This window comes from Xanthomonas sp. LMC-A-07 (genome assembly GCF_030208825.1).
GTDB lineage: Bacteria > Pseudomonadota > Gammaproteobacteria > Xanthomonadales > Xanthomonadaceae > Xanthomonas > Xanthomonas campestris.
In genome coordinates this window covers 24650-40457 of the sequence record NZ_JARVTF010000003.1, presented here as the reverse complement: position 1 = coordinate 40457, position 15808 = coordinate 24650, and the positions used below count along the sequence as shown (strand labels likewise).

The window sequence follows — 15808 nt, the reverse complement described above, 5'->3', positions numbered from 1 at the left end:
CTCAGTGGCGGTGGTTGGCGGCGAGCGCATCGCCATGCCGCCATTCCAGATATGTCTTCACCGCCAGGGTCAGCAGCGCGGTCAATGCCAGCAGCGAGGCGCATGCAAACGCAGCGCTGTAGGCGTATTCGTTGTAGAGAATTTCCACGTGCAGCGGCAGCGTATTGGTGCGCCCACGGATATGCCCGGACACCACCGACACCGCGCCGAATTCGCCCATCGCCCGCGCCGCGCACAGCAGCACGCCGTACAACAGGCCCCAGCGGATATTGGGCACGGTCACGCGCCAGAACATTTGCCAGCCGTTGGCGCCTAGGCTCAGTGCCGCCAGTTCCTCATCGCTGCCCTGCTGCTCCATCAGCGGCATCAGCTCGCGCGCGATGAACGGAAAGGTCACGAAGGTTGTCGCCAGCACGATGCCCGGCAGCGCAAACACAATGCGCGGCAGCTGGATCAGCACCACGCCCAGTGCCGGCAATTCCACCCGCCAGCCTTCATCGATCAATGGCCAGGCCCAACCGTTGCGGCCGAAGATCAACACGAAGATCAAGCCCGCCACCACCGGCGATACCGAGAACGGCAGGTCGATCAGGCTGATCAGCAGGCGTTTGCCCGGGAACTGGTGCTTGCTCACCGCCCATGCGGCGGCCACGCCGAACACCAGGTTCAGCGGCAATACCACCGCGGTGACCAGCAAGGTCAGCTTGATCGCCGACAGCGCATCCGGATCGACCAGCGCGTGCAGAAATGTCGCCCACCCACCACGCAGCGCCTCGGCGAACACCAGCACCAGCGGCAACAACAAAAAGGCCAGCAGGAAGCCCAGGGCACCCAGAATCATCAGCCACTGCACCCAGCGCGGCTCGCTGGTGGCCGACTCGGTGATGCGGCGTGCCTGTCGGGCAGTGGCAGTGCTCTGCAGCATGGTGGGCAGCGGCGAAACGGCGTCGGTCATGCGCTGCTCCGTTGATAGCGCAGCAGGCGTGCCTGCAGTGTATTGACCACCAGCAGGATCACGAACGACAGCAGCAGCATCGCCGCGGCAATCGCAGTGGCGCCGGCGTAGTCGAACTCCTCCAGGCGAATGGTGATCAGCAGCGGCGCGATCTCGGTCGCGTTGGGCAGGTTGCCGGCGATGAAGATCACCGAGCCGTATTCGCCCACACCGCGCGCAAACGCCAGCGCAAAGCCGGTCAGCACCGCCGGCCACAGTGCCGGCAACACCACCCGCCAGACCGACTGCCAGCGCGAGGCGCCCAGCGTGGCCGCGGCTTCCTCGATTTCGCGCTCGCTCTCGGCCAGCACCGGCTGCACTACCCGCACCACGAACGGCAGGCCCACGAACACCAGCGCAATCACGATGCCGAGCTGCGTATAGGCCACCTTGATGCCAATCGCTTCCAGCCAGCGGCCCACCCAGCCATTACCCCCATACAGCGCCGTCAGCGCGATACCGGCCACCGCCGTTGGCAAAGCGAACGGCAGGTCGATCACCGCATCGAACAGGCGCTTGCCGGGAAAGCGGTAGCGCACGAACACCCAGGCCACCCAGGTGCCCATCACCGCGTTGAACGCACCGGCCGCGAACGCCGTGCCGAAGCTCACCCGCAGCGCCGACAGCACGCGCGGCTCGCTCCAGACCCGCCACAGGCCATCCCAGCCCAGCCCGCTGGTCTTGATGAAGACACCCAGCAACGGAATCAACACGATCAGCCCCAGCCAGGTCAGGGTGATGCCCAGGCTCAGTCCAAGACCAGGCATCACGCGTCTGCGCGATGCCCGCGCCGGAGGGGGTGCAACCGACATCTGCATCGCCTACTTGCTGGCCTGGATCTGGTCGAACAACCCACCGTCGGCGAAATGTTCCTGCTGCGCCTTGTCCCAGGAGCCGAATGCCTCCTGGATGGTCACCAGCTTGATGTCCGGGAACCGCGCCAGGTCGTTGCGGTCGGCAAACTCCGGATGGCGCGGGCGGTAGAAGTGCTTGGCGGCCAGCTTCTGGCCTTCCGGTGCATACAGAAACCGCAGATAGGCTTCGGCCACATCGCGGGTGCCATGCTTGTCGACGTTCTTGTCCACCAGCGCCACCGAAGGCTCGGCCAGGATCGACAGCCTCGGCACCACGATCTCGAACTTGTCCTTGCCCAGTTCCTGGCTGGCCAGCAGGGCCTCGTTCTCCCAGGCCAGCAGCACATCGCCAATGCCGCGCTGGGCAAAGGTGGTGGTGGCGCCGCGTGCGCCTGTATCCAATACCGGCACGTTGCGGAACAGCGCGCGCATATAGCGCAGGGTGCGCTCGCGGTCGCCCTTGAAGATGTGGTCCGCGTAGGCCCAGGCCGCCAGATAGTTCCAGCGTGCACCGCCGGAGGTCTTGGGGTTGGGCGTCACCACCGACACGCCGGAGCGCAGCAGGTCCGGCCAGTCCTTGATGTTCTTCGGGTTGCCCTTGCGTACCAGAAACACGATGGTCGAGGTGTACGGCGCACTGTTGTCGGGCAGGCGCTTTTCCCACGCGGTGTCGATCAGCTTGGCCTTCTGCGCGATCGCATCAACGTCGTAGGCCAGCGCCAGCGTGACCACGTCGGCCTCGATGCCGTCGATCACCGCGCGCGCCTGCTTGCCGCTGCCACCGTGCGAGGTCTCCACACTGACGGTGTCTTGCGGATGCTGCTGCTTCCATTGCGCAGCAAAGGCCGTGTTGTACTCGCGATAGAACTCGCGGGTGGGGTCGTAACTGACGTTGAGCAGATTGATCTCACGGGCGGCAGCCGGGCCGGCCAGGGCCAGCAGCGTGCCGAACACCGCAGCAATAAGGCGGAAGCGGGAATGGGTCACAACGATCTCCTGGCCGATGGGGCGCAGCCTGAACAGCAAGCATGCCATGCTGCGCAGCGGCACGCGGCCGGTGAAATGACATCCACGCCGGCGCTTATGCCAATTTTGCATGACGTAGTGGTATGCCACCGTGATCGTTAAAATTGCGCCTCTTCCTGCCACTGCGATCGCCATGACCAACGCTCCCGCCGCGCTGACCGCCCATTACGCCGCCGAACTGGAATCAATCCAGTCCCAGGGGCTGTTCAAGTCCGAGCGCATCATCACCGGCCCGCAGTCGGCACAGATCACGCTGGCCGACGGCCGCCGCGTGCTGAACTTCTGCGCCAACAACTATCTTGGCCTGGCCGACCATCCGGACATCATCCAGGCGGCCAAGGACGCGCTGGACACCCACGGCTTCGGCATGGCCTCGGTGCGCTTCATCTGCGGCACCCAGGATTTGCATAAGCAACTCGAGCGCACCATCGCCGACTTCTTCGGCACCGAAGACACCATTCTCTACGCCGCCTGCTTCGATGCCAACGGCGGCCTGTTCGAACCGTTGCTCGGCGAGCACGACGCCATCATCTCCGACGCGCTCAACCACGCCTCGATCATCGACGGCGTACGCCTGTGCAAGGCCAAGCGCTTCCGCTACGCCAACTGCGACATGGCCGACCTGGAAGCGCAGCTGCAGGCCGCCGATGCCGCCGGTTGCAAGACCAAGCTGATCACCAGCGACGGCGTATTCTCGATGGACGGCTTCATCGCCCCGCTGGACGAGATCACCGCCCTCGCCCGCAGGTACAACGCGCTGGTGCACATCGACGAATGCCACGCCACCGGCTTTCTGGGCGCGACCGGGCGCGGTTCGGCCGAGGTCAAGGGCGTGATGGACCAGATCGATATCTTCACCGGCACGCTGGGCAAGGCAATGGGCGGCGCGTTGGGCGGCTTCACCACCGCCAAGCGCGAAGTCATCGAACTGCTGCGCCAGCGCTCGCGGCCGTACCTGTTCTCCAACTCGCTGCCGCCGCACGTGGTGGCTGCCGGCATCAAGGCCTTCGAGATGCTGGACGCGGCCGGCGAGCTGCGCACGCAGCTGGCGGAAAACACCCGCTACTTCCGCGAGCGCATGACCGCTGCCGGCTTCGACGTGAAGCCCGGCGTGCATCCGATCAGCCCGGTCATGCTGTACGACGCACCGCTGGCGCAGCGCTTTGCCGAGCGCCTGCTCGAAGAAGGCATCTACGCGATCGGCTTCTTCTTTCCGGTGGTGCCCAAGGGGCAGGCGCGCATCCGCACCCAGATCAGCGCCGCGCACACCCGCGAGCAACTGGATCAGACGATCGACGCCTTCACCCGAATCGGTCACGAGCTCAAGGTCATCGGCGGCTGAGCATGCGCACGGTGCTGCGCCAGCGCCTGCTGCTGGCTGCGCAGACCGATGCGCAGGCTCAGTTGCACGCAGGCAGTTGGGAAACCCGCTGCCTGCACTGCCGGCGGCGCCTGTCGGTGCGCGCCGATGGCGAACCGCTCGGGCACACCACGCTGGAACACGTGGTGCCGCAGGCCTGGTTTGGCCGCCGCGCGGCAGCGCCGCTGTGTGCCCAGGTGGGAGACGACCCCAACGACGCACGCAACCTGGCCCTGGCCTGCGCCAGCTGCAATCACGCCAAGGGCCGCCGGCACGATGCCAACGGCGCAGGCGACGCACGGGCCGTTGAGGTGGTGACGGCCTTGCTCAACGCGCGGCTGGTGCGCTGGCGGCCTGTGCCGCTGGCACCAACGCCCTGACTTCGGCGGCACTGAGCAGACGCCAGTTGCCCTTGCCCAGCTCGCCCATCGCCAGCGGGCCGATCGCCACGCGCACCAGGCGCAAGACACCGATATCCAGTGCTGCGAGCAAACGACGGATCTGCCGGTTGCGGCCTTCATCCAGCACGATTTCCAGCCAGGCGTTGCGCTCACCTTCGCGCAGCACACGCACCTGCTTGGCGCGCAGCAGGCTGCCATCGCTCTCGGGGTCGGTATCGGCCACGCCGTCGTGCATGCGCGCCAGCTGCAGCGCATCCGGGCGGCAATCCACCTGGACGTGATAGGTCTTGTCCGGGCCGGTCGCCGGGTCGGTCACGGCGGCGGCCCATTGCGGGTCGTTGCTGAAAAGCAGCAGCCCCTCGCTGGCCTTGTCCAACCGCCCCACCGGTGCCAGCCATGGCAGGCCGGCGCCGTCGAAGCAGCGGTAGACGGTGTCCCTGCCCTGCTCGTCGCGCACCGTGGTGACCACGCCACGCGGCTTGTTGAGCATTAGGTACAGCCGCGCCGGTCCGGCCAGGGGCTGGCCATCGATGGCAATGCCGTCGTGTTGATCGGCGCGCAGCGGGAACTCCGGATCGCGCACCGCTCGGCCCGCCACGCTGACCCGCCCATCGGCGACCCAGCGCGCAGCCTCGGTCCGCGAACACACGCCCAGCTTGGACAGCACCCGCGCCAGACCATGCCGAGGCGTGGGCGTAGCGGTGCCTGCACCAGCGCGCGCGCCAGCTGGCGCCTTGCCAGCACGGCGTTGCCGGGATGCTGCCGACGCAGGTCGCCGGGGCATCGCGTCCGCTCCGGGGCTTACTTGTTCTCGACCGGCTTGGCGTCGGCCGCCGGGGCCGGCGTCGCTGCCGCAGGCGCTGCGCCGGCAACCGGACGCGCCTTGACCACGCGCACGCCGCGCGCCTTCATCCAGGCGTCGAACTCTTCGGCCGTCATGCGCTTGCCGTTCTGGCTCATGTCGAAGCGCCACGGGGTGTTATCGAACGCGGTGGTGGCCTTGTAGGCCGCCGGATCGTTTGGATTGACGGTGCCGCCCGCCGGCATGGCCTTGGCCAGGTCCTGGCAGCCTTCCACGCGCAGACGCAGCAACACGCGGTCCACCGACTGCTCGCTGGTGTAGGGCTGTGCCAGCACGCCGGTGGGCATGCCCAGCTGCACGCTGCGGGTGTAGAACTCGGCGGCCGCCGGAGCGATCACGGTGGCAGGCAGCGGCAGTGGCTGGGACACCGTGCTGCCAGTGCAGTTCGGAGCGGCGTAGGCGGCGGGAATCAAAGCGAGACAGAACAGTCCTGCCGTAGCGGTACGCAGCATCGTGAATTCTTCCAATGGGTGGTATGTCGACGCGGCGAGTGTAGGCAGCGATGAACGCCGTTTCAACCGGAACCGTGCCTGGATCGCAACACAGACAGGATTTGCGCCGCAGGGCGGCGCGATTGCCAGCCCCACAAAGACAAAACCCGGCACAAGGCCGGGTTTTGTATGAAGCAGCTAGCGGTCCAATTAGTTCTGGACGTTCAGCTCGGTACGACGGTTCTTCGCACGGCCTTCCGGATTGTCGGAACCATCCGGGTTGGCGTTCGGAGCAATCGGACGGCTCTCGCCGTAGCCGATCGGGCCAACCAGGCGCGACGCATCAACGCCGTTCTTGGTCAGGTAGTCATACACGGTCGTCGCACGACGCTCGGACAGCTTCTGGTTGTACTCGTCGGTGCCCTTCGAGTCGGTGTGACCGGCAACCTCGACCTTCAGGTCGGGGTAACGCTTCAGGATCTCGGTCGCTTCGCTCAGGATCGACACAGCATCCGGACGCAGGGTCGACTTGTTGAAGTCGAAGTTGACGCCCTTCAGGTCGATCGACACAGGCACCGGGCAGCCGTCCGGACCGATGGTCTGGCCAGGCTGGGAGGTCGGGCACTTGTCGTCGCAGTTGTTGACGCCGTCACCGTCGTCATCCAGATCGGCGCAGCTCGGAGCAACCGGAGCCGGAGCCGGCGGCGGAGCCGTCGACGGAGCAGGTCCCAGCGGGATCACGACGCCGACCGAAGCCAGCACGTCGCCGAACCAGTCTTCCTGCGGAGCAGCAACGCTCTGGTCATTGAAGTCGGCGCGGTAGGCCAGTTCGGCACGCACGGCAACGCGCTTGTCGAAGGTGGTCTGCAGACCCACACCAGCCTTGGCGGCAAAGTTGCCGTCCTTCTGCTGGCCCGGCGAAACCGGGTTCGGGGTGGCGTCGAACTCTTCTTCCGAACGCTGATAGCCCAGACCGAACAGCAGGTAGGGGTTCCAGCCGCGGCCTTCTTGGATGAAGTGGCGACGCAGGTCGAACGAGATGCCGTACTGGCTCCAGTTCTGGTCCTGGTTGGCATCGAAGTTCGGGTTCTGATAGTTCAGCTCGCCGTCGATCGACCAGTTCGGGCTAACAAACTTGCCCAGACCCAGGGTGACGAACGGAGCATCATTGGTCAGACGATCGCTGTCCTGGAAGTTGAAGCCAGCGCTACCGGTCAGGTACCAACGGTCATCGAACTCCTGCGCGGAAGCAGCCTGGGCAACCGCCAGACCGCCGAGCAACGCGGCAGTGAGAATTTTCTTGTTCATGTATACAGCTCCTTCTTTGGGAGATAAACCGATAGAGGCGTTGTTCTTGGTAAAAGATGCTCGTCACATCCAGAGCCATCGGGGCGCAGATTAAGCCGGGCTTAGTGAAGATCGCGTTAACGGTCATATAACATGTGAAAGCAAATGCCGCCCGCCGCAAACGCTGCTAATCCTACGTATACAGCTTTATGAGGAGTGCGACCGGGCACCCAGTTCGGACATGCAGTGCAGATGAACGCCACCCCAATTTATCCAGTTGAATACGTCGGTTGAACGCCTTGAGCAGGTGCGTGAAGACCGTGTCCAAGTACACCTTGGTGAACGGAAAGGCCCGCCCGACCTGAATTGTGGGGTTGGTGGTTGCGGGGAACTTCCCTCACAACGCACCCTGAACTCCCCACCAGGAGCGCTCCGATGAAAGCCGTCGCCCTCACCCATTACCTCCCGATCGACGACCCCGCGTCCCTGCTTGACATGGACCTGCCAGAGCCACCCGCGCCGGCCGGGTATGACTTATTGGTACGTGTCGAAGCGGTGTCGGTGAATCCGGTCGATACCAAGCTGCGCGCGCCCAAGGCGCAAACCCTTGCCGCACCGAAGGTACTTGGCTTCGACGCCGCTGGCGTGGTTAAAGCCGCGGGCCCGGACGTCACCGCGTTTGCTGTCGGCGACGAGGTCTATTACGCAGGAGATAGCGGGCGCCAGGGCAGCAACGCCGAATATCATTTGGTGGATGCGCGCATCGCCGGCTGCAAGCCGACGTCGCTGAGCTTTGCGCAGGCCGCCGCGCTGCCGCTGACCACGCTCACTGCGTGGGAACTGCTGTTCCAGCGCATGCCGTTCGCGTTCGACGGCGCGCGCAACCGTGGCAAACACCTGTTGATCATCGGTGGCGCGGGTGGCGTGGGATCCATCGCCATCCAGTTGGCGCGGCATGCGGGCTTCACCGTCATCGCCACCGCGTCGCGGCCGGAAACCGTTGAATGGGTCCGGCAGATGGGCGCGCAGCATGTGATCGACCACCACCAGCCACTGCACCCGCAGTTGCAGGCGATCGGCCTGGAACAAGTGGATGCGGCGCTCAACCTGGCCGATACGGACCGCTACTGGGCGCAACTCGGCGAGATCCTGGCGCCGCAGGGGCATGTGGGGCTGATCGTGGAGCCACGCGGCCCGTTGCCGATCGGCGACCCGTACAAGTCCAAGTGCATCGGCATCCACTGGGAGCTGATGTTCACCCGTGCGCGCTATGCCACGGATGACATGGTCGAGCAGCATCGCATTCTCAATCGCGCGGCCAGCCTGATCGATGCCGGTGAGCTGCGCACCACCCACACCGAGACACTTTCGCCGATCAATGCGCAGACGCTGCGCGAGGCGCATCGCCGCCTGGAAAGTGGCAGCACCATTGGCAAGCTGGTGGTGGCTGGTTGGTGATGGCAGTTGCGCTTGGTGGGTGGAGCTGCGGCGGCGATGTGAGCCTCAGCTACGCGCTTATGGTTACGGGTTACGGGTTACGGGTTACGGGTTACGGGTTACGGGTTGCGGGTTGCGGGTTGCGGGTTGCGGGTTGCGGGTTGCGGGTTGCGGGTTGCGGCATGAGCGTGCCCTCCCGCCCGCCAAAAGACCGGTATCGCGACATAATTTTTGCCGGTCATGCGCTGGCGTGTCTCGATCTGTCGCAGCCCCGAGTACAGGCGTTCGCGCCCAGGTGCGCTCCTACGTGGTCCAGATAGCCTGACGACAGCGAGCGGTGGCCAGGCCTCGACGGAGGACGCGGCGGATGCTCGATCTGTAGCGATCTACGTGTTGCGTGCCTGCCTGGAACAACCAGACGCGCTCCACGTCGTAGGAGCGCACCCGGGCGCGACCGGCAGGAATGGCCAGGTTTGGCTGGATGGATGCACAGCACCCTTCCGCCACCCAACATCTTCACGAGCAACACCAGCAGCGCCGCTCAGACGCGACTTCCGACAACCTGCGCAAGGCATGCAGCCGCACGCTGCCGCGGAAGATCGGGGCAAGCCCGCCTAAACACTGTCCACGCGCATCTCCGGCACGACCGACAGCCCCACACCCGCACCCAGGGCTTGCCGACGCGGCCGTTTGCCTGCATCGTGCGCACTCCGTACGCCAGCGTATCCATGTTATGTCGCCCGCCACCGGCCTGTCCGACTCCCCGTTCCCGCACCTGTTCGCCCCGCTCGATCTGGGCTTCACGCAACTGCGCAACCGCGTCCTCATGGGCTCGATGCATACCGGCCTGGAAGACCGTGCGCGCGATTTCCCGAAGCTGGCCGCGTATTTCGCCGAACGTGCGGCTGGCGGCGTCGGGCTGATCGTCACCGGTGGGTTCTCGCCAAATGTCGTCGGGTGGCTCAAGCCGTTCGGCGGCAAGCTGTCCTGGCCGTGGGAAGTACGCCCGCATCGGCAGGTGACCGCGGCAGTGCATGCGCACGGTGCCAAGATCTGCCTGCAGCTGCTGCACGCCGGGCGCTACGCATACCACCCCTTGTCGGTGGCACCTTCAAAGCTCAAGGCACCGATCAATCCCTTCACGCCGCGGGCGTTGTCGGCTGGTGCGGTGGATCGCCAGATCGGCGCCTATGCACGCGCCGCGCGGCTGGCCCGCGAGGCCGGCTACGACGGCGTGGAAGTGATGGGATCGGAAGGCTATCTGATCAATGAATTCACCGCCGCGCGCACCAATCAGCGCAGCGACGCCTGGGGTGGCGATGCCGCCAAGCGCATGCGGTTTGCGGTGGAAATCGTGCGCCGTATCCGCGAGGCCTGCGGGCCGGACTTCATCATCATCTACCGGTTGTCGCTGGTGGATCTGGTGGACGGCGGCAACCAGTGGCAGGACATCGTGGCGCAGGCGCAGGCGATCGAGGCCGCCGGTGCAACCATCATCAACTCGGGCATCGGCTGGCACGAAGCACGCGTGCCCACCATTGCCACATCGGTACCGCGCGCGGCCTTTGCCGGCGTCACCGCCAAGCTCAAGCCGCACGTCGGCATCCCGGTGGTGGCGACCAACCGCATCAACATGCCCGAAGTGGCCGAGCGCATCCTGGCCGATGGCGCGGCCGATATGGTGTCACTGGCACGCCCGCTGCTGGCCGACCCGCAATGGGCCAACAAGGCCCGCGCCGGACAGCCGCATACCATCAATACATGCATCGCCTGCAACCAGGCCTGCCTGGATCACGTGTTCGAAAACAAATTGGCCAGCTGCCTGGTCAACCCGCGTGCCGTGCACGAAACCGAACTGTTCTACACACCGACCACCGCACCCAAGCGCGTGGCCGTGGTCGGTGCGGGCCCTGCGGGCCTTGCCTGCGCGACCGTGGCTGCCGAGCGCGGCCACCAGGTGACCCTGTTCGATGCGGCCGATGAAATCGGCGGGCAGTTCAATGTGGCCAAGCGCATCCCGGGCAAGGAGGAGTTCCAGGAAACCCTGCGCTATTTCGACCATCGCCTGCAGGCCACCGGCGTACAGCTGCGACTGCGCACGCAGGTGCAGGCAGGCGACCTGCAGGCATTCGACGAGATCGTGCTGGCGACCGGCATCGAGCCGCGCCGGGTGGATTTCCCTGGTGCGGATCATCCGATGGTGGTCAGTTACCTGGACGTGGTGCTGGGCCGGCATGTGGCGGCCGACAAGGTCGCCATCATCGGCGCAGGCGGCATTGGCTTCGATGTGGGCGAATTTCTGGTGCACAGCGGTGTGTCGCCGTCGCTGGACGTGGCGCGCTGGATGGCCGAATGGGGTGTGGACCCCAGCTTTGAAACGCGTGGCGCACTGGCCAAGCCGCAGCCGGAACCGCCGGCACGCCAGGTCTGGCTGTTGCAACGTAGCCCGGGGCGCCCCGGCGCGCGCCTGGGCAAGACCACCGGCTGGATTCACCGCGCCGCCCTCAAAGGCAAGGGCGTCAAGATGCTCGGCGGGGTCGAGTATCTGGGCGTGGACGACACCGGCTTGCGCATCCGCGTGGATGGCAGCGAGCAAGTGCTCGACGTAGGCACGGTGGTGGTGTGTGCGGGACAGGAGCCGCGTCGCGAGCTGCTCGCAGCCCTGCAAGCGTTCGGCAAGCAACCGCATCTGATCGGCGGTGCCGACGTGGCGGCGGAGCTGGATGCCAAGCGCGCAATCAACCAGGCCAGCCGCCTCGCGGCGCAGCTGTAGCGCTGCACGCCCAACACTTCGCCTCGCCCCGTCGTGCCTCGACGCGGGCGGGCGAGCGGGCATTCATCGGCTGCCGCCAGGACACTGGCGCGGCAAGTCGCGCATTTCTTCTTCCTGACGCGTCGCTGCGCTATAACGCCGGCATGCACGCGCCCCGCCCCCTGCCCCTGCTGCCAGCTCTGCCGGCGGCAACGCTACTGGCCTATGCCGGTGCGCACTTCGGCAAGAGCCTGCTCTGGTACACCGGCGAGCTCCTGCTGATCTTCGCGCTCACTGAGCATGCCGGCCTGGATGCAATCGCGGCCGGCTGTGCGGTGGCAGCGGGCTTGCTCCTGAGTGCGGCAATGGGCCTGCTCGCCGCACGGCGTTGGGGCGCGGGCACCAGCCTGGCCTGGGCGGGCCGATCGCAATGGCGCGGCATCGCGCTGGCGGCACTGAGCTTGTTGTTGCTGTTCCTGGTCCCCCTGCTGCCGGCCAGCACGCGCCTGGGCTGCGTGCTGCTGCTCAGCCTGCCCTTCCGTGCTGCCTACGCGGTGGGCGACGTCGCACAGAATGCCTTGCTGGGGCTTGGGGGTTGGCCCTGGCGCGGCGCGCGCGGCGTCAGCGCGCTGCGGCTGATCGGCAGCGGCCTGGCGGCAGTGTCGATCAGTGCGGCGATCGGATTAGTGCTGCAGAGCCGCCAGTCGTCAGCGCCCTGGACCGCGTTGGTGGTGGTTGCGGTGGTCAGCAGCATCGCGCTGTTGTCGGCTGCATGGCTGCGTCAGGCATTGCGCCCTTACACCCAGGCGCTTGCCCCAGCGCCACGCACAGTGTCGGCGACAGGTCGGCAGGCCGATCAGCTGTCGACGTTTGCAGTGATGGCGCTGCTGTGCTGTGCCCTGCCCACCTTCACCAAGTTGGCGCCCTATCTCGCGCAATCGCGCATTGGCGCGCCAGGCTGGTGCAGCGCCATTCTGATGGGCTACGCACTGGGAACAGTTGCTGTGCAGCCACTGGCCGCACGCTGGCGCACTAACGCACTGCCGCGCCTTGCAGGCAGCGGCGCGGTGCTGGCGGCCTTGGGGATGAGCTTTGCGGCCGGTGCAGGTCATGCGCTGTGGCTGGACACCGCCATGGCCTTCGGCATGGGGATGGCAGGCGGCAGCGCCGGGCAATGGGTCTGGGCGCGCCATGCCGAACTGTCGTGCCAGCAGCCGGCACAGCATGCCGCCGGCGTCGCGCGACTCACCGCCTGCGCGCAGGTGGCCTTGGCACTGGGCAGCATCTTGATCGGGCTGATGCTCAATCTCGGAGACGGCCAAGGGCGTGGTCACGTCGACCTGGCCTGGGCCATGGCAGCGGGCCCGATGCTGTGCGGAACTGGCTGCGTGCTGCTGGCGTATGCCAACGGGCTACGTAACCGACTCAACCGAAGACCGCTTGCAAAATCGGGGCTCGCGCCGCGCGCTTGATCGCATTGCCCTGTGGCATGCAGTGCATGCGAACTTGTAGCGAGCCACTGAGTTGACTGCCATGCACCTGGTTGGTCAGGCAGCTCGCTTGGCCTTAGCAAGCGGCATCCATTGCAGCAGCGATCAACGAAACATGCACGCTGGACCTGCGGAGTGATTGCATGGCACGCAACACATACTCTTTTATCGCTACGCAGTGCAGCGTAGGTGACATGACGAGCTCCCATCGCCAAAGCTGCGCAATGACGAGAAAAACTGTTTACTTCGATTTTTCTCGCTAACCGCAACTAGTGCAGCGACTGCACCTTTCACCCATCGCAGCGCACTTACATCTACTTGAACCTGACTTCCCTTGCGCCGAGCAACACAGTGCTGATGCAAATTACTGACTCTGGGGCTGCTGCATTTTGAGCGGACTACAAAGCAGACAGTTCGCAGGAGCAATGCGAGCAGCCTGCCGAACCAGATCGCGATGGACATGCTGACAGCTTGGACAGACGAATCACCGCAGCGCGATGATCCGCGTGCGACTTCTCACTTTGTCATGGCATCTCATTGATTGGTTGCCAGTGAGAAAAAAACCGTTGTCGACATTCAACGCACTACCGTCGCATGAATTCAGAGCCGGCAACCTGGTTCGATGCGGCGAGAGATCGGCTGGTTGGCTGATCGGCGGCCGATGCTTGTCACCGAGGACGAAAAAACGGTGTCGACTTGCAAGCACCAGCATTTAGAAAAAGACGTCGTTTGCTGCCGCACACTGATCAAGCCTCGATTGAACACGCTGCAAAGAGCTGCACGCACCAGGCACTCCAGAGCATAAATCTTTGCTGAACACAGCCACAGGCCTACCGCGGGAAGCCGCCAGGCAATGCTTCGCCACAACCAAACAACACTGACGAAATCTGCGGTTGCGCGAGGGAAACATTCGGCTGCGCGCGCAGCGCGCATGTACGACGTGCATCACCTTCGAAAGAAAGAGCAAGGCTGAAGCAACCACATGCAGCTTCAACATCGCCACGCCAGACCGTCGATATGGCTCAATCAATTGCTCGCTACCAAACAACCCGCACCGCGCTGCATAACGAGAACACGATCGGAGCACAAGCAACACACATGCTCGACTAGCCAAGAGATGACGTCCTGCTGCAGTCGTCACCGCATAACGTACTGACCACTGAAAAGTTGGCGAATCGCTGCGCGCGTTTGCAGTCATCTCAATGCACAACGTCCTACACAGAACAGGCAGGCTACAGACGACATCAACATGCATCTACTGGCAGCTCGCGCAACAGGGAACACGCAGCGCCATTTGCCGTTACCGCGCACCTCAGCAAATCACGTCATTACATAGCTCGTGCGCTTCACAGCAAACCACATGTGCAGCCAGCGTGAATTCCCGCACGTCATCGGCACGATTTCACGAAAACGTCTACGCAACGCGCGCAACTTATTTGCATCAGTACCGCGTCGCTACAGCAATGCGACGCGCACTGCGTGCTGCAGTGCAGAGACGGTCATCGCCACATCGCTGATCCAACAAGCAATTACCGCCGTCAACCCCGCCCATTCAGCCAAGATTGTGTGATCGGCGCCTACCTTGCGCCAACTTTTTGACCCGCCTGATTCGGCGGGCACCTTCGGCAGATTCTTCCTTTCGCCGAAGACCGGGCGGCCCGTGACAGGTCGCCTCCCCATGACGCCAAGCCTCCCGCACTGGTGTGTTCGCATTGGACACCCTGTGGATGGGCCCATACGGAGCAAGGAGTTCTATGAAACTGGCCTGGATACTTTGGCTGTCGCAATTATTGCCGCAGCCTGCAGCAGATTCGTTGTGTTTGAGTACCACCGTGTACCTGGAAGCGCGTGACCAGACCTTGCGTGGTCAGCAGGCGGTTGCGGAAGTTGCACTGCGTCGCCTGGACAGTGGTCTGTGGGGCGATTCGATGTGTCAGGTGGTGACCGCGCGCAAGCAGTTCGCGCCGACCATCGTGTCACCCGGCACCCAGCTGAAGAACGACGATGCCTGGAACAAGGCATTGGACGTGGCGCTGGCTGCGGAACGCAATTGGGCGCTACCGGTAGGCCAGCGCAAAGAAATCGTGCCAGGCGCAAGTCACTTCGCTGCCAGCGCCATTGCCAGCCCGAGTTGGCGCAATGCGTATCAGGTGGCCACCATCGGTGACCATACGTTCTACCGCGTGCAGAAACTGCGGCCACGCACCGCGTCCTGAGCGCGCCACGCAGCACGCGATGCCGCTAAGCTTGCGTCTTCGCTCCTGCGTGGACTCTCCATGAAGCTGTATACAAAGCCGGGCGCCTGCTCGCTCGCAGATCACATCGTATTGCGCTGGTCCGGCCTGCCGTTCGAGCTCACCGTGGTCGACGCGGCCACGATGAAGTCGCCTGATTATCTACGCCTGAATCCGGCCGGCGCGGTGCCGCTGCTGGTGGTCGACCAATGGGCACTGACCCAGAACGCGGCGATCCTCAACTATATCGCCGACACCGCACCGCTGACCGGCCTGGGTGGCGACGGCACCGCGCGTAGCCGCGCCGAGATCAATCGCTGGATCGCCTTCGTCAACGCCGATCTGCATCCAACCTTCAAGCCGCTCTTCGGCAGCACGGCGTATCTGCAGGAAGACGCGCTGATCCAGCGCAGCCACGAGGATGCGCGCATCAAACTGCGCACGCTCTACACGCGTGTGGATGCGCATCTGCAAGGCCGCAATTGGTTAGCCGGCGACACGCATACCGGCGCCGATGCCTATCTGTTCGTCACCTTGCGCTGGGCGCTCAAGGCCGGCGTAGACCTGTCCGGCCTGAGCGCGCTCGATGCGTTCTTCCAGCGCATGCTGGCAGATGCAGACGTACAAGCCGCACTGCAAGCCGAAGGCTTGAACTGATCGCCCAGTGCGGCGGGCGGGCG

Annotated in this window: 13 protein-coding genes; 7 read left to right on the top strand and 6 right to left on the bottom strand. The window is 64.7% G+C overall.

Translation table 11 applies throughout. From position 1 onward, the window contains the following. Window position 1: 1 nt before the first annotated feature. Genes cysW through QRM89_RS01960 form a run of 3 tightly spaced genes read right to left on the bottom strand, consistent with a single transcriptional unit; the run spans window position 2 to window position 2835 of the window. Window positions 2-955 (bottom strand): sulfate ABC transporter permease subunit CysW, encoded by a 954-nt coding sequence (cysW, locus tag QRM89_RS01970; protein ID WP_012439097.1) that lies wholly within the window; start codon window positions 953-955, stop codon window positions 2-4. Further along, window positions 952-1812, bottom strand: a complete 861-nt coding sequence (gene cysT / locus QRM89_RS01965) for a sulfate ABC transporter permease subunit CysT (protein WP_042596249.1) — start codon at window positions 1810-1812, stop codon at window positions 952-954. The genes cysW and cysT overlap by 4 nt, the downstream gene beginning before the upstream one ends. Window positions 1813-1815: 3 nt before the next feature. Then, a complete protein-coding gene (locus tag QRM89_RS01960) occupies window positions 1816-2835 on the bottom strand; it encodes a sulfate ABC transporter substrate-binding protein (RefSeq protein ID WP_285447161.1) in 1020 nt (339 codons plus the stop codon). Between the two features lie 172 nt (window positions 2836-3007). Here QRM89_RS01960 and kbl point away from each other — a divergent pair, with 172 nt between their 5' ends. Then, window positions 3008-4216: a glycine C-acetyltransferase gene (kbl, locus tag QRM89_RS01955; RefSeq protein WP_285447160.1), complete on the top strand. Its 1209-nt coding sequence runs from the start codon at window positions 3008-3010 to the stop codon at window positions 4214-4216. 2 nt (window positions 4217-4218) lie between these two features. Further along, window positions 4219-4614, top strand: coding sequence for an HNH endonuclease (locus QRM89_RS01950; RefSeq protein ID WP_285447159.1), 396 nt, complete (start codon window positions 4219-4221; stop codon window positions 4612-4614). Here QRM89_RS01950 and QRM89_RS01945 read toward each other — a convergent pair. The 3 genes from QRM89_RS01945 to QRM89_RS01935 all read right to left on the bottom strand — a co-directional run bounded on the left by QRM89_RS01945 (window position 4562) and on the right by QRM89_RS01935 (window position 7236). Continuing rightward, window positions 4562-5419: a pseudouridine synthase gene (locus QRM89_RS01945; RefSeq protein ID WP_285447158.1), complete on the bottom strand. Its 858-nt coding sequence runs from the start codon at window positions 5417-5419 to the stop codon at window positions 4562-4564. The two genes, QRM89_RS01950 and QRM89_RS01945, sit on opposite strands and share 53 nt — an antisense overlap. A 17-nt stretch (window positions 5420-5436) precedes the next feature. Then, on the bottom strand, window positions 5437-5949 hold the full coding sequence (locus tag QRM89_RS01940) for a hypothetical protein (protein WP_011036150.1): 513 nt from the start codon (window positions 5947-5949) through the stop codon (window positions 5437-5439). Window positions 5950-6138: 189 nt separating this feature from the next. Further along, window positions 6139-7236: an OmpA family protein gene (locus tag QRM89_RS01935; protein WP_103699515.1), complete on the bottom strand. Its 1098-nt coding sequence runs from the start codon at window positions 7234-7236 to the stop codon at window positions 6139-6141. A 414-nt stretch (window positions 7237-7650) separates the two neighbouring features. Here QRM89_RS01935 and QRM89_RS01930 point away from each other — a divergent pair, with 414 nt between their 5' ends. The 5 genes from QRM89_RS01930 to QRM89_RS01910 all read left to right on the top strand — a co-directional run bounded on the left by QRM89_RS01930 (window position 7651) and on the right by QRM89_RS01910 (window position 15785). Further along, window positions 7651-8673, top strand: a complete 1023-nt coding sequence (locus tag QRM89_RS01930; RefSeq protein ID WP_285447157.1) for a zinc-binding alcohol dehydrogenase family protein — start codon at window positions 7651-7653, stop codon at window positions 8671-8673. Between the two features lie 712 nt (window positions 8674-9385). Further along, entirely contained in the window at window positions 9386-11425 is a 2040-nt protein-coding gene (locus QRM89_RS01925) for an NADPH-dependent 2,4-dienoyl-CoA reductase (protein WP_285447156.1), read from the top strand. Window positions 11426-11568: 143 nt separating this feature from the next. Then, window positions 11569-12876, top strand: a complete 1308-nt coding sequence (locus tag QRM89_RS01920) for an MFS transporter (RefSeq protein WP_285447155.1) — start codon at window positions 11569-11571, stop codon at window positions 12874-12876. Between the two features lie 1772 nt (window positions 12877-14648). Continuing rightward, window positions 14649-15110 (top strand): cell wall hydrolase, encoded by a 462-nt coding sequence (locus QRM89_RS01915; protein ID WP_014506828.1) that lies wholly within the window; start codon window positions 14649-14651, stop codon window positions 15108-15110. A gap of 60 nt (window positions 15111-15170) precedes the next feature. Next, on the top strand, window positions 15171-15785 hold the full coding sequence (locus tag QRM89_RS01910) for a glutathione binding-like protein (protein WP_285447154.1): 615 nt from the start codon (window positions 15171-15173) through the stop codon (window positions 15783-15785). The last annotated feature ends 23 nt before the right edge of the window (window positions 15786-15808 follow it).